At 60.7% G+C, this 18,192-nt stretch carries 16 protein-coding genes and 2 pseudogenes; 7 read left to right on the top strand and 11 right to left on the bottom strand.

The annotated features are described in order from the left end of the window. Nucleotides 1-14 precede the first annotated feature (14 nt). The 3 genes from FS320_RS14655 to FS320_RS14645 all read right to left on the bottom strand — a co-directional run bounded on the left by FS320_RS14655 (nucleotide 15) and on the right by FS320_RS14645 (nucleotide 4,791). Nucleotides 15-2,531, bottom strand: a complete 2,517-nt coding sequence (locus tag FS320_RS14655; RefSeq protein WP_152712605.1) for a branched-chain amino acid ABC transporter ATP-binding protein/permease — start codon at nucleotides 2,529-2,531, stop codon at nucleotides 15-17. Between the two features lie 5 nt (nucleotides 2,532-2,536). After that, complete coding sequence (locus FS320_RS14650) at nucleotides 2,537-3,412, bottom strand: branched-chain amino acid ABC transporter permease (protein ID WP_152712604.1); 876 nt, start codon at nucleotides 3,410-3,412, stop codon at nucleotides 2,537-2,539. Between the two features lie 128 nt (nucleotides 3,413-3,540). After that, nucleotides 3,541-4,791 (bottom strand): ABC transporter substrate-binding protein, encoded by a 1,251-nt coding sequence (locus tag FS320_RS14645; protein ID WP_152712603.1) that lies wholly within the window; start codon nucleotides 4,789-4,791, stop codon nucleotides 3,541-3,543. A gap of 83 nt (nucleotides 4,792-4,874) precedes the next feature. Between FS320_RS14645 and FS320_RS14640 the strand changes: the two genes are divergently transcribed. The 3 genes and pseudogenes from FS320_RS14640 to FS320_RS14630 all read left to right on the top strand — a co-directional run. Then, the gene (locus FS320_RS14640; protein ID WP_244627145.1) at nucleotides 4,875-5,591 is read left to right on the top strand and encodes a GntR family transcriptional regulator; all 717 of its coding nucleotides are present in this window, start codon (nucleotides 4,875-4,877) and stop codon (nucleotides 5,589-5,591) included. Between the two features lie 90 nt (nucleotides 5,592-5,681). Further along, the gene (locus FS320_RS14635) at nucleotides 5,682-6,458 is read left to right on the top strand and encodes an SDR family oxidoreductase (protein ID WP_152712601.1); all 777 of its coding nucleotides are present in this window, start codon (nucleotides 5,682-5,684) and stop codon (nucleotides 6,456-6,458) included. 147 nt (nucleotides 6,459-6,605) lie between these two features. Continuing rightward, nucleotides 6,606-6,740, top strand: a pseudogene (locus FS320_RS14630) (IS6 family transposase); the annotation flags it as partial. 108 nt (nucleotides 6,741-6,848) lie between these two features. Here FS320_RS14630 and FS320_RS14625 read toward each other — a convergent pair. Next, nucleotides 6,849-7,523, bottom strand: coding sequence for an IS6 family transposase (locus FS320_RS14625; protein ID WP_152712600.1), 675 nt, complete (start codon nucleotides 7,521-7,523; stop codon nucleotides 6,849-6,851). A 59-nt stretch (nucleotides 7,524-7,582) separates the two neighbouring features. Between FS320_RS14625 and FS320_RS14620 the strand changes: the two genes are divergently transcribed. After that, entirely contained in the window at nucleotides 7,583-8,167 is a 585-nt protein-coding gene (locus FS320_RS14620; RefSeq protein ID WP_244627144.1) for an arginase family protein, read from the top strand. A gap of 72 nt (nucleotides 8,168-8,239) precedes the next feature. Here the strand turns inward: FS320_RS14620 and FS320_RS14615 are convergent, their stop codons facing one another. Next, nucleotides 8,240-9,115 carry an alpha/beta fold hydrolase gene (locus tag FS320_RS14615; RefSeq protein ID WP_152712599.1) on the bottom strand — a complete coding sequence of 292 codons (876 nt, stop codon included), beginning with the start codon at nucleotides 9,113-9,115 and terminating at the stop codon, nucleotides 8,240-8,242. Nucleotides 9,116-9,619: 504 nt separating this feature from the next. Between FS320_RS14615 and FS320_RS14605 the strand changes: the two genes are divergently transcribed. Beyond that, nucleotides 9,620-10,654: an IS481 family transposase gene (locus tag FS320_RS14605; protein WP_152712598.1), complete on the top strand. Its 1,035-nt coding sequence runs from the start codon at nucleotides 9,620-9,622 to the stop codon at nucleotides 10,652-10,654. Here FS320_RS14605 and FS320_RS14600 read toward each other — a convergent pair. Together FS320_RS14600 and FS320_RS14595 are read right to left on the bottom strand one after the other, a co-directional pair. Next, nucleotides 10,566-11,510, bottom strand: coding sequence for an MFS transporter (locus FS320_RS14600; protein WP_152712597.1), 945 nt, complete (start codon nucleotides 11,508-11,510; stop codon nucleotides 10,566-10,568). The genes FS320_RS14605 and FS320_RS14600 overlap by 89 nt on opposite strands. A 166-nt stretch (nucleotides 11,511-11,676) precedes the next feature. Further along, nucleotides 11,677-12,423 (bottom strand): annotated as a pseudogene (locus tag FS320_RS14595) (SDR family NAD(P)-dependent oxidoreductase). 100 nt (nucleotides 12,424-12,523) lie between these two features. On the opposite strand from FS320_RS14595, the gene FS320_RS14590 reads away from it, so the two are divergent. Beyond that, the gene (locus FS320_RS14590) at nucleotides 12,524-13,150 is read left to right on the top strand and encodes a TetR/AcrR family transcriptional regulator (protein WP_152712596.1); all 627 of its coding nucleotides are present in this window, start codon (nucleotides 12,524-12,526) and stop codon (nucleotides 13,148-13,150) included. A 59-nt stretch (nucleotides 13,151-13,209) separates the two neighbouring features. Here FS320_RS14590 and FS320_RS14585 read toward each other — a convergent pair whose 3' ends face one another. Then, entirely contained in the window at nucleotides 13,210-14,244 is a 1,035-nt protein-coding gene (locus tag FS320_RS14585) for an aldo/keto reductase (protein WP_152712595.1), read from the bottom strand. A gap of 123 nt (nucleotides 14,245-14,367) precedes the next feature. Between FS320_RS14585 and FS320_RS14580 the strand changes: the two genes are divergently transcribed. Further along, entirely contained in the window at nucleotides 14,368-15,390 is a 1,023-nt protein-coding gene (locus FS320_RS14580; protein WP_152712594.1) for a LysR family transcriptional regulator, read from the top strand. On the opposite strand, the gene FS320_RS14575 is transcribed toward FS320_RS14580, so the two are convergent. The 3 genes from FS320_RS14575 to FS320_RS14565 all read right to left on the bottom strand — a co-directional run bounded on the left by FS320_RS14575 (nucleotide 15,379) and on the right by FS320_RS14565 (nucleotide 17,824). Continuing rightward, entirely contained in the window at nucleotides 15,379-15,762 is a 384-nt protein-coding gene (locus tag FS320_RS14575) for a lysozyme inhibitor LprI family protein (RefSeq protein ID WP_152712593.1), read from the bottom strand. The two genes, FS320_RS14580 and FS320_RS14575, sit on opposite strands and share 12 nt — an antisense overlap. Nucleotides 15,763-15,816: 54 nt before the next feature. Continuing rightward, nucleotides 15,817-16,422, bottom strand: a complete 606-nt coding sequence (locus tag FS320_RS14570) for a L,D-transpeptidase (protein WP_152712592.1) — start codon at nucleotides 16,420-16,422, stop codon at nucleotides 15,817-15,819. Between the two features lie 124 nt (nucleotides 16,423-16,546). Beyond that, entirely contained in the window at nucleotides 16,547-17,824 is a 1,278-nt protein-coding gene (locus tag FS320_RS14565; RefSeq protein ID WP_152712616.1) for an App1 family protein phosphatidate phosphatase, read from the bottom strand. Between the last annotated feature and the right edge of the window lie 368 nt (nucleotides 17,825-18,192).

Below are 18,192 nucleotides of genomic sequence, written 5' to 3'. Positions count from 1 at the left end.
CTCCCCTTCTTGACCTAAAGCCACAACACCTTGCGGCGAAGCGCGAGATCATCGCGCAGATCCTTTGATAGGCCCTTATGAATGACCCGTCCTCGTTCCAGAGCCACCGTCCGATCGGACAGAGCGAGCGCAAGATCGAGGTGGTGGTCCACGATGATGATCGAGACTTCGTGCCGAAGCTTGTCAAAGCTCTCGAAGAGCTGCTCGACAATGGTCGGCGCAAGACCTTCGAAGGGCTCGTCCAAGAGGAGCACCTTCACGTCGCCCGAGAGCGCGCGGGCGACCGCCACCATCTGCTGTTCACCTCCAGAAAGAAAATCGGCCGGGGTGTCGATCCGCTCGCGGATACGGGGAAAGTACTCGAAGATCCTGTCGAGATTCCACCGCACGCCATGCCCGGTCTCACGCTTGAGCCTACCGAGTTCGAGGTTCTGGCCCACGGTCATCCCGGCGAAGAGCCCGCGCCCCTGCGGCACGTAGCCGATGCCGAGGCGGGCAATCTCATGAGACGGGCGTCCTGCAATCTCATGACCGTCGAGGGTGATCGAGCCTGAGGCCGGTCGTGAAATGCCCGTCAGGGTCTTGAGGAGCGTCGACTTTCCTGCCCCGTTACGGCCCAACAGCGCCACGATCTCGTGCTGGTGAACGTCGAATGACACATCGACCAGCACGTGACTCTTGCCGTAGAAGGTATTGATGTGGCTGGCGGTTAGCAGCATGGCGGGTTCAACGGCGCTTTCCCTGGGCTTTGCCGCAACTGTCGCCGCTCCCGAGCCGATATAGATTTCCTGCACCCTCGGGCTCAAGCGCGCATCCTCGACGGTTCCGTCCACGAGGACCTGCCCTTCGTTCATCACTGTGATGGCGTCCGCGATCTGGAACACGCGGTCGATATCGTGCTCCACAAGCAGCATCGGCACGTCCGAAGAGATGCGCTTGATGATGTCGCCGATGCGTTGGCGCTCAGCAGCGGCGAGCCCTGCGAGAGGCTCGTCCAGCAGCAGAACCCTCGGCTTCGTAGCGAGCGCGAGTCCCATATCGAGGAGGCGCTGTCCGCCATATGAGAGTTCACCCGCCTCGGCGTGCTCAATGCCGGCCACGCCCAGATAACGGACCACTGCAGAAGTTTCCGTTTCGATCTGGTCGATCAATCGGGCGTGCGTCCAAGGATCGAAGCGCCGTGGATGGCGGGCCTGCACCGCCAGCCGCAGGTTTTCCTCCACGCTCAGGGCAGGAAAGAGGTTCGTGATCTGGAAGGAGCGCCCGATACCCGCATGGGTGATTGCTTCTGGGGAGAGACTGGCAATCGACTGGCCCTTGAGGAGGATGTTGCCTTCGTCCGGCGTATAGAACCCGGAAATCAGGTTGAAGGCCGTGGTTTTCCCTGCCCCATTGGGACCAATCAGGGCATGGAGCGATCGGTCGCGCACGGCGATGTTGACGCCCTGGACCGCCTTGAGCGCGCCAAAACTCTTGGCGATGCCACGCGCCTCAAGGATGACACCGTCCATATGGTCCGGTGGCCTCAAGAAGGACGGCAGCGGCTCATCGGTGAGCGTCCGCCCGGCCATGGCTGCCTCTTCCGTCACTTTAGGCCGGAAGGGAGCCATGATCCTCTGGGCCACTCCCACCAATCCTGTCGGCGAAAGCATGATGAAGCCCACGAAGAGGATGCCAAAATAGAACAGCCAATGTGGGGTCCAGATCGACAGGAATTCGCGGAAGAGGATATAGAAGAGGGCGCCGAGTGCCGGTCCGAGAAAGCTGCGCATCCCGCCGATCACCACCATCGCGATCAGTTCACCCGAGAAAGCCACCGACAAAGGCTCGGCCGATGCGAAGCGGTGGTTGAACACGGATAGGACACCCGCAAGCCCAACGACGGTTGCCGAGACCACGAACCCGACAAGCTTGTAGCGATTAGTCGGGTAGCCCAGAAACCGCGCGCGCTGCTCGTTTTCGCGGATCGCCACGAGGACGCTACCAATAGGCGAGTTGTGAAAGCGCACCAGCAGGAAGCAGACCACCAAACCGACGGTAGCGACGACCCAGTAATACGTCCAGTCCGAACCCAGGTTGAGGCCGAGCGTGTTGGCTCGCACCACTCCGCCAAGGCCGCTTTCACCCCCTGTCAGCGCCGTCCAACGATACGCGATAGCGAAGAGCATGGCCGTCAGGGCAAGCGTCAGCAGAGAAAAATAGACACCGCGCCGGCGCAGGATGAGGGCGCCGAGCAGAAACGATGCCGCGCCGATGAACACGATCGCAAAAAGCGCCGGCAGGATGACGCCACCCGGGAACCAGTTGAGTTGGCTCAGCGCCGCGGCATAGGCCCCCAGCCCGAACCATGCGCCGTGGCCGAAGGAGACAAGACCCGTATAGCCGACCAGAACGTTGAGGCCTAAACATGCAATGGCAAACAGCACCACGTCGATGGACGAGCGGAGGGGCAGGCCAAGAGGATCGAGGACGAACGGCAGCACTGCGAGCGCCAGTGCCGCAATCAGGAGAGGCCAATATTCCTTGCGCATAGAGCCTACTCGAATTTCTGGATGCGTTCGCCGAGCAATCCGCGCGGACGCAGGAGCAGCACGAGCGCCATCAGCAGGTACATCGACGCCTCACCGGCTGGCGGGAAGAAGTAGATGGTGAGCCCGCGGACAACACCCACGAGCGCGGCTGCTGCGATCACACCCCAGAAGGAGCCGAGTCCTCCAATGACGACTACCACGAACGCTGCAGTCAAGATCTCAGCCCCCATAGCTGGATGCACGCCCGAGATCGGCGCGAGCAGGACGCCCGCAAGGCCCGCAAGTCCAAGTCCGAGCGCCACCACGGCTGTCATGTAGGGTTGAAGCGAGATGCCAAGAGCCCCCACCATGTCCGGGTTTTGCACGCCTGCGCGCACGACGCGGCCGAAGGCAGTGCGGTAGACCAGGAACCAAGTGGCGGTGACGGCCGCGAGCGCCACGCCGAAGATGATGAGGCGATAGCGCGGATAGATGAAATCGCCGACAAACACCTGTCCCCGCAACGCGGGCGGGATGGAGAAGGGCAGGGGAGCTGCGCCAAAGGTCATCCGCAGGCTCTGCTCGATGATCATTGCAAGACCAAAGGTCAGAAGCAGACTCAAGATCGGGTCTGCCCGGTAGAACTTCTGAAAGAAGAACCGTTCGATCAGCACGCCTAGCAGGGCAACGAGCAGCGGCGATGCAAAGAACGCTCCGCCGAAGCCGATCCAAGGCGCCAGCGACACCGCGAGATAGGCACCGATTGCGTAGAAAGCCCCATGGGCAAGATTCACGATGCCGCCAAGCGAGAAGATGAGCGATAGACCGAGGGCAATGAGCAGGTAATATGCGCCGACCAGAAGACCGTTCAGCACCTGCTCAAGGAGAAAGATGATCGCCAAGCAAGGCTCCTTTTCCGGCCATGGGGCATCCTGCGAGAGGAGCCGGGACAAGAGCAAAACGGAATGTCATGCTCCTGATAAGGTTGGAAACGGCACTTGGCCGTCCCGTCTCGCCATTGAGCGACCCGTTAGGCCGGCATCTTGCACGCACCGTCCTGCGGTGGCGCAAGAACCTCAAGGCTGTCGCTCGGCCCAGGGACAGAGCCCAGCGGGTCGTAGATATCCCACTGGTCCTTCATTTTGTCGGCATCCTTCGCCCGCACAGCGTACATCTCCTGGACCATCTGGTTGTCGTAGGCGCGGAAGTAGCCTTCGCGGCTCTTTAGAATGTCGAACTTCGCGCCCTTGCGCAGATGCTCCGCAAGCTTCTGCGGATCGACGGATTTCAGCTCGGCGAAGGACTGAGCGACGATCTTGAGGGAGTTGTAATCGCCCCAGGATTGGTTCTCGGGGGGCTTGCCGTATTTCTTGGTGAAGGCCTCAACGTATTTTTTCGACGACGGCGAGTCCACCAGGTGGTGCCAGACCAGAGGCCAGATGCCGGAGAAGTTGCCCTTGCCTGCGCCCCAGGCGACCGCCGTGTCGAAGCCGAAGCCGGTGATCGGGAACTGCAGGCCGTACTCGGCATATTGCTTGATGAAGTTCGTGATCTGGTTGCCGGCGAGGTTCGACGCGACCACGTCGGGCCTCGCCTGGCGGATCTTCAAGAGATAGGGACTGAAGTCAGTGGCGTCGGTCGGAACTAGCTCCTCGCCGACGAACTCACCGCCGTTCTCAGTCACGAACTTCTTGGCCACCCGGAAGAGATCATGACCAAAGGCGTAATCGGCGGTCAGGGAATACCACTTCTTACCTTTGATCATGTTCTCGCTCTTCAGGTAGTTGCCCACAGCCAGTACCATCATCGAGTTCGCGGCCTCGATATGAAACATGAATGGGTTGCAGCTCGCGCCGCGCAACGCATCCGAGTTGGCGCCCGTGTTGATGAACACGGTCTTGGTTCGGTTGGCAACCTGACCGATAGCAAGCGCCGAGGCGGACGAAATCTCGCCGATAATCATCGCAACCTTGTCGCGCTCGATCAGGCGTTCGGCCTTGGCCGAGGCGGTCTGCGGATTGACTGAATCCTCAATCACGAGCTCGATCGGACGGCCGAGGACGCCGCCGGCTGCGTTGATCTCCTCGGCCGCGAGCCTCACGCCCATCTGGGCGAATTCTCCGAGCGGACCGAGGAACCCAGTGACCGGCGTGAGATGGCCAATCCGGATCACATCGGATTGAGCTTTGACGATGGCGGGCATTCCGATGCCTACGAGGGCAGTGGCGCTGGCAGCTCCCTTGAGGAGCGTACGGCGGGTCAAATCTAAAGATTGTTCCATTGGCGTTTCCTTCTCCAGGTAAAGCCGTCGCAGTTACTTGCCGCGATCTGTGATCACAGTTAGATTGTCTTAAGATGAGCAACTTGTCGAGCCCCCGAATTACCAAGACGCCAGCGGCGATCACCCAGATCGGCCGACTTGAACGGGTTACCCTAGGTGAGCGCGTCCACGCCGAATTGCGTGAGCTCCTGATGAGCGGTGAACTCGCTCCTGGGCAAAAGATGTCACTTCGCAGCGTCGCGGAAACGCTTGGCGTATCGATCATGCCAGTGCGCGAAGCGGTCGCCCGTCTGGTGTCGGACCAGTCCCTTGAGGTATTGCCCAATCGCGCGGTCCGCGTGCCATTGATGAGCCGCGTGCGCTTTCGCGAACTAACGGCCGTCAGGCTGGCCATCGAGGGCTTTGCCACTGAGGAGGCAGCGCGCAACCGTTCGGACGCTGACATCTTCGTCATGCGGCGTTTCGAACAGGCCTTTCTGGACCAGGCTCGCAGCCCGGACCCGCAGGCCGACCAAGCTGTACGGGCCAACAAGGAATTCCACTTCGCTATCTACAGGGCCACAGGTCTTCCTACTCTGGTTGGCATCGTCGAGGGCCTATGGCTGAAGATCGGGCCGGTGCTCAATTTCGACCTCAAAATATCACCGGATCGACTTCGTACAGGCGGCGCGGCAGAGCAGCATCGACGCCTCTTGGCGGCCGTAGAGGCCGGGGACGGGGCGACTGCTCGCAAGGCGCTGACGGACGATATTGAGGGAGCCGCCAGTTTCATCGAGAGCACCGGGCGCCTGATGGATTAGCCAATGCCAGACTCTGGAATGCCACCTAATCACATCGGCCGCCAAGTTTGCCGGCTTCAATAAAAAGTCATAACGACGGAGACGATTACTATGGATCTCGACATTGGCGGGCTGCGTGTTTTGGTAACGGCCGGTGTGGCTGGCATCGGGCTCGAGATTGCCCGCACCTTTCTCCGCGAAGGGGCGCGGGTGCACGCCTGTGACATGGACCGCGACGCCCTCGAGGCTATCCCTTCATCCGATCCGAAGCTGACAACGTCCTATGGGGACGTGGCCGACCGGGCTGATATGACCCGGGTCTTCGAGGATGCTCTGGGGACTCTGGGCGGGCTCGACGTTCTCATCAATAACGCCGGCATCGCGGGGCCAACCGGGCGGGTGGAGGAGATCAATCCCGAGGATTGGGACCGCTGCCTGGACGTGTGCATCACCGGGCAGTTCAACTGCACTCGTTTGGCAGTTCCTCACTTAAGAAAGAGCCAGAATGCGTCGATCATCAACGTTTCGTCCGCCGCAGGACGGTTCGGCTTTCCGCTGCGCTCCCCCTACGCGGCGGCCAAGTGGGCCGTGATCGGCTTTACGAAATCTCTCTCCCGCGAACTTGGACAGGACGGTATTCGGGTGAACGCGATCCTGCCTGGGATCGTGGCTGGCGATCGGCAACGCCGCGTGCTGGAGGCCAAGGCGCAGCAGCATGGCGTTCCCTTTGAGGAAATGGAGCAAAAGGCGCTCGCGAATGCATCGCTGAAGGAATACGTGACGGCCCAGCAACTTGCCGACCAGATCGTCTTCCTGTGCTCACCTCGTGGTCGAACCATCTCCGGTCAGGCGATTGCCATCGACGCCGACCTTCAGATGCTGACCTAGAGTTTGTCAAGTCGCTGAGAATAGCTACGAGAGAAGCTAGCAAACCCGATGTGCGGGTTTTAGGCTGCAATCAGCTTTGCGAAGGCCAGCGACGAGAGACCACTGCGTTGACACGGCAGCAGCGCCATCGTGTGGCTAACGAGTTTGCGACGACGCGAGCGCATCATGAAGTGCTTCAAGTCGGCTGGGCGGGCCCAGCGTTTTCTCTCGGTTCATGATCAGGTGGCAAACCTCTTCTGCCATCCGTCCAACATTAATGCTGCCGAGCATCACACGTTGTGAACCCAAGCCTCCAGGACATGGGCGGCGTTGTCACGTTAACTGCCGCCATGCGCGCTGAGGCCGATTTGGTCGCCGGACAGGCTCACGCAGCAATGTTGGCCACAGATTTCATTCCGCCATGGCGTTGAGGCGGTGGAGATGGGTGGCAGGAGCGGAGCGCCGGGAGCGGGGTGGAACGAAAAGATTGCGGACGGCCGAGAAGACACTGATGAACCGCTGCAGGTGCCTGGGCGACCGAAAGCCTTGCATCACCCGCTCTCGTCGCCGGAATGGCAGATGCGAATTCTCGGCCCGGTTATTCAGCCCCTTATGCGAGCGATGCTCAACCGTCGGCATGATCTGACGCTGGGCGGCAGCATAGGTGCCCAGCTTGTCCGTGATCATCCGCCGAGGGGGACAACCCTGCTTCTTCAACAGACGCTTCAGCAAGCGCTTGGCCGCTTTGGTGTTACGGCGGGCTTGGACGACCTCATCGAGGACATAGCCGTCCTGATCCACTGCCCGCCACAGCCAGTTCTTCTTGCCGGCAATCGTGATCACGACTTCGTCGAGATGCCAAATGTCGTACCGGCTCGGTCTCTTGCGTTTGAGGCGGCGGGCGTAATCCGGTCCAAACTTCAGAGCCCATCGCCGAACAGTCTCATATGAGACAAGAATGCCGCGCTCGAGCAGCATCTCCTCAGTCAGTTGCAGGCTCAATGGGAACCTGAAGTAGAGCCAGACCGCGTGGGCAATGATCTGAGGTGGGAAGCGGTGGCGTTTGTAGCTGACGGGCCTGGTCATACCCGCGCTCTTAAGCCAGAAGCTGCTGCCCAAAAGTTACCGCGGCATCCCCCACCTGCTTGCTGCATAAGGGTTTTACGATCCACCTGCTGCTTTCTCATCCCTATTCCCGAGTTGCGATAGAACCCAATGCAGCGGAGGTGCCGGGCGCTGTCGCCGGCATGGATCTTGCGCTGGCGACCGGACGGGGAGAGGCACTGCTGGTGGAATGGCCCATGACGGCTGCTCCCTTGGTTGCTGATGAGCAGGTCGTGCAGATTGGTGAACGCGAGGGCCGCAATGCTGATTTCAGTTGGACGGACATCAATGACACGGCCATCACACGGCTCAACGTGTTCACCGCGCGCGATCTTGGTCCAACTGAGGTGATCGCACGGACATTGGCGGTTCTTGGAAAGCTGCCGGCTTGGCCTTTCTGGATTCATCTTGATGTCGACGTACTCGATCAGGCCGTGATGCCAGCCGTCGACAGCCCAGGAAGTCCTGGCATCGACGAAACGGATCTAATCGATCTTCTGCGTACACTCATGCAGCAGAAACTCCGTGCTGGCATGACGGTGACGATCTACGACCCCGACCTGGATCCGCAAGGCAAATGTGCCGCCCGGATCGTCACCCTTTTGCGAAAGGTGTTCGAGCCCTAGAACGCGACGGTTTGCTCCACGATTCCGGCATCAGCGGCCTTTGGGACGGGGCATAGCAGACAGTCCTTTGGCTCAACTTGGATCTGGGTACGCCCGGTCGAGAAAGTTGCGGATGAGCGCCACCATCTCGTCAAGGTTGGTCTCCAGCAGCCAGTGGCCGCCGTCCAGCAGGTGGAATTCGGCATCGGGTAGGTCGCGAAGATAAGCGCGGGCCGATTTTTCAGGCATGTAATGGTCTTGTGGGCCCCAAGCGATCAGCGTCGGGGGGCGGTGCTCGCTGAGGTACTTCCGAAAGTGCGGAAACCAGCCGCGGTTCTCTTTTAAGCTTGCTATGAGGCTGACGGCGATCTCCTTGCGCTTGGGCGTCATCAACGACCAGTGCAGCTTCCACAAATCGGGAGGGATCTTGGCGGCCAGTTCGGGCCTGACGTCATTCAGGAACTCTTCCTTAAACGTCACCTCATTAATTGCCTCAGCCAGTTTCCCTCGCATCTCGGAAGCTGGAAGTGTCCAGGTCGTCTCGATGTCGGCATATTTCGGCCCCAGCGCATCCTCGTAAGGGATGTCGGCATTCTGCAGGATGAGCGCCACCACGCGCTCGGGTGCCTTGATCGCCAGCCGGGCGCCAATCGGAGATCCGAAATCGTGCAGATAGAGGGCGAAGCGGTTGATGCCTAACTCTTTCACGAAGCTGTCGAGAAAGTCGGCGTAACCGTTGAAGCTGTAGTCGAAGTCATCGGGCGTTTCGCTATAGCCGGCGCCGGAGTAGTCCGGCCCGATCAGTCGCCAGTGGTCGGCCAATCTTGGCATGAGATTGCGGAACTCGTAGGACGAGCAGGGATAACCGTGTGGGAGCAGAACAACGGGTGCGCTTTCCGATCCCGCCTCGCGGTAAAAAGTGTCGATATTGCCTATCTTGATCCGACGGTGTTGGACGCGAGTATCCATAATTACTTCCTTGTTCTCTTCTCCAACTCGAACACCCCGGGCGACTTAGGTGTGTGCTGCCCACTTCGCCACGGGCTGATTTGCGGCGACGGCCTCAATATCTTGCGATGGCCGCTGTACGTGAGCGAATGCCGACGAGGATACTCATCGTGGCCAGCAATAATAACGCGCTGCTGGCGGCAAAGACCCCTGTTGCCCCGCTCACATCGAAAATTCCCCCTCCAGCGGCAGCACCAATCGCAATCGCCAGCTGAATGGCCGCAACCAGCAGGCCGCCTGCGCTCTCCGCCTGGTCAGGAACGGTTCGGGTCAGCCAAGTCGACCAAGCCACCGGTACGGCACCGAAGGCAGCCCCCCAAAGTCCCACCATGATAGCGACGGGAATGGGGCTGCTACCTGTTTGGTGGCGGAACGTTGTTGGGATCGGGTGCGTTACGCCATTGAGGAGTACACTTGGCGCTTTGACGGCCTGCGACGCCGAGCTTCTCACCGCAGGAGGACGTGATGCACTCCCTTCATCCGCAAGCCCGCACCACCCCCGCTGTCCGCCAGGAGATCGCCCGCTCGAGAGAGCCCACCGGCGTGCTGGCCCAGCGCTTCAGCGTGAGCACCGAGACCATCCGCAAGTGGCGCAAGCGCGGAGCCCAGGACTGCCAGGACCATAGCAGCCGGCCGCACAAGCTGCCCTGGAAAGCCACGGACGAGGAGCGCGCCATCGTCTGTGCCCTGCGCCAGGCCACCGGCTTTCCGCTCGATGACCTCACGTTTGTGGTCAGCCATTTCCTGCCGCATCTCAACCGCGATGCCGTCTACCGCATCCTCAAGGCCGAGGGTCTGGGACGATTGCCCCCGGCGCAGCAGCGCCAGCGCCGGAGCGGCACGTTCAAGGATTACGATCTCGGCTTCGTGCACATCGACATCAAGCACCTGCCCAAGCTGCAGACCGCCAACGGCGAGCGCCGCAAGCGCTATTTGTATGTGGCCATCGACCGCTGCTCACGGTGGGTGCATCTGGCCGTCAAGGACGATGAGCTGGCCACCAGCGCGGTCGCCTTCCTGAAAGAGGCGGTCCGCGCGTTTCCCTTCAAGATCACGCACGTGCTCACCGACAGAGGATCCTGCTTTACCGCCGATGGCTTTGAAGAGGCCTGCCGCCAGCTGAAGCTGGAGCACCGCAGGACCAAGCCGTATACACCGCAAACCAATGGTCTCGTGGAGCGCTTCAACGGGCGGGTGCAGCGCGAGGTGCTCGGCATCACGATCTATAGCCATCGGGATCTCGAGACGCTGCTCAAGGGCTTCAATCAGGCTTACAACAGGAGACGTCAGCGCGTGCTGAAGGGGCGAGCACCGGATGAGGTGGTGCGCAGCCGCCTGGCCGCCGAGCCGAAGCTCGCCAACCGCCGCTACAAGCCACCCGATGCAGACGCGTTGCCGCCAGCCCTCCAGGTCATCGCTCATGCCAAGGAGGTCTCGCATCCAGACAGCTACCCAAAGCAACCAGGCCCAGCCCAAGAACACCCATCAGCAGCGGCATAATTGTCAGGGTCAACCGCAGACTGCGCCCGAGCAGTACTCCGGCCAGCAGTGTACCGACGAAGTTGGCGCTCCCAAATCCGAGTAGAATAGCTGATACGGTGTTGATCCCCACCCCCGTGACGGTCTCAAGAAACGGACGGATGTAGGTGAAGAAGGCAAAGTGCCCACTGAAGATCAGCATCGCGGCGATCATGCCAACCGCCACGCCAGGACGCGCCACCACATCGATGAGCGTGCGCAGACCTGTCAGACCGGTGGGTGCCATGCGCGGGAGAGACATGAATTGGACGATTAGCGTCACAGCACCCAAGGCCGCGACAATCACGAACACGCTGCGCCACCCGATGATGTCACCCAGAAAGCTGCCGACAGGTGCCGCAAGAACCGTTGCCGCCGAGACGCCGCTGAAGATCATTGACAGGGCTCGGGGTACATGCACCTCCGGCACAAGCCGCATCGTCACCGCAGCCGACATGGTCCAGAATCCACCAATCGCGATGCCCAGCAACACACGGCCCAGCAGGAGGAGGGGCAGGTCAACCGCGAAAGCCACCAGCAGATTTGAGGCAATCAGCAGGACCGAGAAAGCTAGGAGCACGATACGGCGATCAATCCGGCTCGTGGCGGCGGAGATGAGGAGACTTGTCATCATGCCAACAACCGCTGTTGCGGTCACAGCCTGCCCAGCTATTCCTTCAGTGAAGCCCAGATCCGCTGCCATCGGTGTCAAGAGGCTGGCAGGCAGGAACTCAGCCGTCACCAGGCCAAAGACGCCCAGCGTCATAGCAAACACAGCGCCCCAAGCAGGCTGATCCTGCGTCTGAGGTGCCCCCTCGGCTTCACACATTTCAATCATCTGATCGTCCTTTTGTGATCCAATACGAAGGCCTGATGGCTCGTGCTGAGACGCATGGTGATTGCGGTCACTCACACGGTGAGAAGCACAAGCGAAGGACCCGGCGCCTCCGAAAGGAGGTCCGCACCGTAGTCGCCAAACTGTTCTGGATTGTTCTGCGATAGGGTCAGGCTGCGAAGCCGCCGTCCACCGCCAGTGTCGCACCGCTGACGAAGCTCGCTGCCGGGCTAACTAGGTAAGCGACAGCGCTGGCAATCTCATCCGCCGAACCGTACCGGCCCAGAGCGATCTTGGTCCTCTGCCTGGCAGCTCGTTCGCTGGTGGCGGGGTTCATATCGGTGTCAGTCGGCCCAGGATGCACAAGGTTGACGGTGATGTCTCGAGGGGCGAAATCATGGGCACGGCCACGTGTCATGCCGACCAGAGCAGCCTTGGAGAGCGTATAGGCTGTCGTGCCGGGCCCGGCGCTGCGCTGCGCTCGGCGAGACAACTGCCGATGCTGACGATCCGGCCACCCTCCGACATGACCTGTGCAGCGGCGGTCGCGGCGAAGAAGACACCGCGGACGTTGACGGCCATCAGGCGATCAAAAGCATCAACGGTGACGTCCTCAGGAGGACCGCTCACCATGATCCCGGCATTGGCCACGAGAATGTCAAGACGGCCGAAGTCGGCCACAACCTGACGAACCACATCCTGGATAGCGTCGGTGTCTCCCGCATCCGCAGCATAGGCCTTAGCCCGCCCACCGGCCTCGAAGACCTGAGTGACAGCCTGATCCGCTGAGCCGGGCGTTAGTCGTATAGGTAAAGGCAACCTCAATGCCGTCAGCTGCGAAGCGCCGGACGATTGCCGCGCCTATGCCCCTGCTGCCACCGGTCACCAATGCGACGCGTTTGCTGTTCGAAGTCATGCTCGACTCATTTATGTGTTGATCGACACAGAAATGGTGAGCGAGTTGCGGAAGGCTGTCAATCGATTTATATAATGATCAGCACAGAAAAGGAGAGCTGATGTCGTCCCGAGGCCGTCCGCGCGCGTTTGACCGCACCGTAGCCCTCAAGCGGGGCATGGAGGTGTTCTGGCAGCATGGCTTTGAGGGCTCGTCCATGACCGATCTCACCACCGCAATGGGCATCAGCTCGCCAAGCCTCTATGCTGCCTTCAGGTCAAAAGAGGCTCTCTATCTGGAGGCGGTGTGCCACTTCAGTGAGACAGCGGCAGCAGGGACCTTCCGCGCTCTCATGGAGGCCCCAACCTTGCGGGAGGGGCTGGCGGGCATGCTGAACGCCTCCATCGGATGCTCGACGCAACAGGGGCGGCCCCAGGGCTGCATGATTGCGCTGGGTGCCACCCATTGCGCTCCTGAAAATGACGGGATCCGGCAGGAACTGAAGGAGATGCGCCGCACCTTGCAGGATACCCTGCGGCTGAAGTTCGAGGCTGCGATTGCTGATGGTCTGTTGCCGCCGGATGCGGATGCCGCTTCGCTTGCAGCCTACTACGCCACGGTGGTGCATGGAATTTCGATCCAGGCGCGGGATGGTGCCACCCGCGAGGAGCTGACGGCGGTTGTGGCCCATGCACTGGCCGCGTTTGATCGCATCACACGTGTGAACGATCCTGCTGGTCTCGCATAGCCGACAGCCATTCCAAGCGGACTGTCACCTGTCATCGAGGGTAGCTGAGTGCTGTGGCGTTAGACAGCTGGTGGGTTCAATCGCGCGAAGCCCTCCTGGCGGCGGTAAGGGAAGTACGGGTAGGGTGCCGTGACAGAACTGACCGTATCCAGCCGCGCCAGTTGGTCGGGCGTGAGTGTCCAGCCGATAGCACCTAGGTTCTGGCGCAACTGCTCCTCGTTGCGGGCACCGATAATGACCGAAGACACCGTCGGCCGTTGCAGCAGCCAGTTGATGGCGATTTGAGGTACAGACTTGCCAGTCTCTTCCCCAATCCCATCAAGGACGTCTACGATACGGAACAGTTGGTCATCGTCGACTGGAGGACCAAAGCCTGCGGTCTCGTGCAGCCGGCTGCCCTGCGGCAGCGGCTGTCCCCGCCGGATCATCCCGGTCAGCCGTCCCCAGCCGAGCGGGCTCCACACCAAGGCTCCAACGCCCTGATCCAGCCCAAGCGGCATGAGTTCCCACTCGTAGTCGCGCCCGACCAGTGAGTAATAGACTTGGTGGGCAACATAGCGTGACCAACCATGCCTGTCGGCAGCAGCCAGCGACTTCATTACCTGCCAGCCTGAGAAGTTGGAAACGCCGACATACCTGACCTTTCCAGCCCGGATGAGACCGTCGAGGGTCGCCAGCAGCTCCTCGACAGGGGTGCCTGCGTCGAAGGCGTGTAGTTGAAGGAGGTCGATATAGTCAGTGCCAAGTCGGCGCAGAGCAGCCTCGCATGCCCTGATCAGGTAAGAGCGGGAGGAGCCTGCCTCATTCGGTCCTTCCCCCATCGGCAGGCTGGTCTTGGTCGAGATCAAGATCTTGTCCCGGCGGCCTTTGATCGCTTGGCCTAGAACCTCTTCGGATGCTCCATTCGAGTATACGTCGGCTGTATCGAACAGCGTGACACCGGCCCCCAGGCAGATGTCGACCAGCCGACGCGCCGCCTGCGCATCCGTTTGTCCCCACGCACCGAAGAGGGGGCCCTGGCCGCCGAAGGTTCCAGCCCCGAAGCTTAGGGCCGGAACTTGCAAGCCGGAGGCTCCTAAACGTCTGTACTCCATGTCGATCTCCTGTTCCGCACTGCGAGGGTGTGTTGTCGGGAGAAGACATGAGCTATTCACCATTGTTTGCGTAGGCGGTTCCCTCTACTATCATTGATAAGCAATACTTTGAGATGGGCCCTGATGAACCGCTTCGCGGCAATGGCCACCTTCGTGCGGGTGGCGGAACGGGGCAGCCTATCGGCGGCTGCTCGTGAACTCGGCCTGACGCAGCCGGCTGTGAGCCAGCAGATTGCAGGTCTTGAGCGTCATCTCCGGACCCGCCTGCTCAACCGCAGCACGCGCAAGCTGACGCTGACGGCAAGCGGGGAGACGTACCTTGCGCGCTCTCGGCAGATCCTGGACGAGGTGGCCGAGGTCGAGGACGACCTCCTCAGTCTCTCGAGCGAGCTCAAGGGCAGTCTGCGCGTGCAGGCACCCAGCGGACTGGGACAGAGGTATCTTGCCCCGCTCATTGTGGAGTTCCATCGCCAACATCCGGGTCTCATGGTCGAACTGATCCTCGACGACCATCTGGCCGATCTGATTGAGGAGGGCGTGGACGTGGCGTTGCGTCTCGAAACACTCGCCTCCTCAGGGCTCATCGCGCGGAAGCTTGGATCGGTATCGCGGATCCTCGTCGCTTCACCGGGCTATGTCGCGGCCCATGGGAGTCCGACAACGCCGGACGAACTCGCCCGGCACGACCATGTCCGCTTCAGCTGGACGGCTGCGGGCGAGCATCTGACCCTGATCGGCCCTCAGGGTCCGGTCGCGGTCGATGTCAAATCAAGCTTCCGGGCAAATAACTCGTTCGTTCTTATGGAAGCGCTGCGAGCAGGGCTCGGCGTTGGCGGAGTGCAACTGCCGCTGGTTCAGGACCTGCTCGAGAGCGGTGAGCTAGTGCGGGTTATGGAAGACTACGCCTATTCGCCGATGGACCTGCATGCGGTCTATTCGTCAGGGCGGTTTGTCCCCCGCAAAGTTCGCGCTCTTTTGGACCATGTTGTTGCGGGTATGGTCCAGGTACCTGGACTGGAGCCGTCACCGCGTTTTACCGAGGGCGATCGTGAGCCGAATGCCCATTACGTTGCCTTCAGACAAGGTTCTGCGCATCAGTTGTATTTGCTACGGAACCCCGCATCGCCACATTCGTCAAGCGCATGAACTAAGCATTCCCGCACTTCGCTGTTCAGTATTGGGGGCACGGATGCCAAGCAACGGCTTGAGCTGGGTGTAGAGGACTGCCATCTCGACATCCTCGTCGTTCAGCTTCCGATCGACACACACTGCCTTCTCGTCAGCAGTCTCAGCTTCGGAGCAGTCGAAACTGGCAGCCGCAGCAGGCTGCCATCCGGCAGTCATCAACAGGGCAACAAGACTCGTGAGGGGAGGGCGTTCCTGATCATTGGATTCCTCGAAAACCTGACTGCTCAGCAAACCCCTCCAGCCGACCGAGGCTCCTAGTCCCAGAGAGTTGTTGTGAAGCAGCGTTAACAGAGGGTTAGGGGCTTGAGGCATGCCCGAGAAGATCTTCAACCGAAGCTCGCTGGACCGGTATCTGCCGATCTGGCGCGGCGCACCCGCTCGGCATCACTGCCCTGTTGTTATAGTGAGCCGGCCGCCTAAGGGATTTCTGCTAATCTCAGATTGAGAGCGACGCCCGCTACCGCCGGACATAATCCCGTCCTCAAGTGGATCGAAGCTGGTCAGGCGGCTGTAGTCACTTCCGGCACCATTCCCGCCCGCCAGCCCTGTGCCGATCGGGTCCATTCCGGTGATCTCGACCCGCGTGTTCTCGGGTCCTTCTACCATCACGAGATCAAACAGAATGCTTGCATGCCTGGGCGCCAGCCGCACGCAGCCATGCGAGGCTGGGGCCCCGAGGTGGTTCGTGGCACGGCTGCCGTGAATGGCATGGCCCGCATCGGTGAAGAAGATCGCGTGCGGCATGGGTGCGTTGTCCCACTCCCGGGAGTAATGCACCCGGGCCAGCCGTGAAGGCGTGAATGTGCCGGCCGGTGTGGAGTAATCGACCGTGCCCGTCGAGACCGCCCAGGCATAGCGCTGCTCTCCATTGACGGACACGGTCATGCGCTGTGTCGTCTTGTCGATCACGATCGACACCTCGGCGACGGCTGGTTCGGCTAGGACGATGCCGCCGAGCAGTGCAATCATGGATGAGATGGCTCTAACCATCGATCAGCCTCCGGGTATTGTTCAGGCCTGGGTTGAAGCGCTGCACAAGGATGACTGCTGAGAACGGCTAAGGTTCCAATCGCCTGAAGGTTGGCATTGTGAGCCAGCAGCCACTCACAGCCTATCAGGATTCCTTGAGCTGCTCCTGCGCCTGCGTCTTGACAATCACATTGGGCGGCATTGGCTCGGATCCGCTCTCAATCAGATCCTGCAAGTCACCCTGCGCTACAGCCTCTGCTGTCCTCGTCGGAGTAGACTTCTGAATGCCGTAGGTCTGCGACTCAGGCTCAGTCGGATCGGTAGCCATTCTCTCGTTCCGGACTTCAGAGACAGTCTCTGGGGAAACGAGACTAAGGCTCGCAGCGTGCTCGGCCATCGCCACGCTGTCGGCTGCCAGCACCAGGCTGCTGCCAGCACCAGCTACAACCTTGGCGAGGTCCTCAATCTCTCTGGTCCTCTTGGGATCCCGTGAGACATTGCGAATGTAGACCGCCAGCACCCGCCCGGGATGCTCCTCAACAATTTGACGGTAGATCTCGGGATCGTGCTGATCGCTGTCGCCGATGAGAATGAAGGGCAGCTCACCATAAAGCGCCAGCATGTTGTGGATCAGCTCGCGCTTGTGGTCCTCGGCCTTGCGCGGCAGCGGACTTGTCCAGGAGACGCCCCATTCGCGTAGGAACAGGATTGGGCCAACTGGGATGCCATGCTTATCGAAGAACTCCTCCAGCACCTCGTAGATGCCCCAGGGTGCGCGTGAGACATAAAGCATGGGGTTCTGTTGGTCGCCGGAGGCGCCAGCGTGCAGGGCCCGGTACAACGCCCCGACCCCTGGGAAAGCCACCCGGCTCTGCGCGTCCTCGACGAACAGGCGCCACAGCATCCTGAGCTTGTTGGCGACACCGGTGTACATGACCGTGTCATCGATGTCGCTGATAACTACATACCGGCAACTGGCGGGTGGGATGAAGATCTGAGCCTGCGCCTGAACCGCCTGGGGCTGCTGCAGCATCAGTCCCATGGTGTGCCACGAACGGCCGGGCGGGGGCGGCAGGGCAGGGGAGAGATGGATCCGGAAATAGCCGTCCTTATCGGTGGTGAAGGTCTCTTCAGCACCATAGAACCGGGCTGTCACGACAGCATTGGGGATCGTGCGGCGGGCAATGCGCCGACCGATATTGCGTAAGTTAGTCAGGAGGTCTCCCCGTCCGGTCTCCAAGTGCGGGCTCGATTGCCGGAACACCCGACCAATTAGGAAAACCTCAGAGCGGGATCCATATCCGCGGTAGGGATGGATGACCACGCCTCTTTCGCCTTGCGCCTCCTGCACGGGTCGGGCAGCGATGCCGAGCATCCGGATCACTGCGCCCAGCCATTTCCTCACTGCGCCGGTGAGGCCCATTGCGTTCACCCTGCATCCTTGTCTGGTCTTCCAATGAGGTGGGTCGTGGAAAAGATCCTGGAAGTCCTGCTCAGTTGAGCCATTATACTTTTGCACCAGTTGCGGCAGGCCAGGCTTGGTCCACTACGATAGCGAAGAACGTCTGACTTTTAATCAGAGGGTCCTGGGTTCGAGTCCCAGCGCGCTCACCAACAAGATCAAAGGGTTACCGGCATTTTCCGTAACATTGGCAAAAGTCCGGGCTGAGCTGGCGGGTCGGGGTTCCGGCGCAGCGACAATTCTGATTCAATCCCCTGCATGTCACCGGCCCCGGATCTTGATGGCCTGTCGAACGCCGATCTGAAGCGGTTGGTGCTGGAGCTGTTGGG

The organism is Microvirga tunisiensis (genome assembly GCF_009296175.1).
GTDB classification, from domain to species: Bacteria; Pseudomonadota; Alphaproteobacteria; order Rhizobiales; family Beijerinckiaceae; genus Microvirga; species Microvirga tunisiensis.
This window is presented reverse-complemented; position numbering and strand designations above follow the sequence as displayed.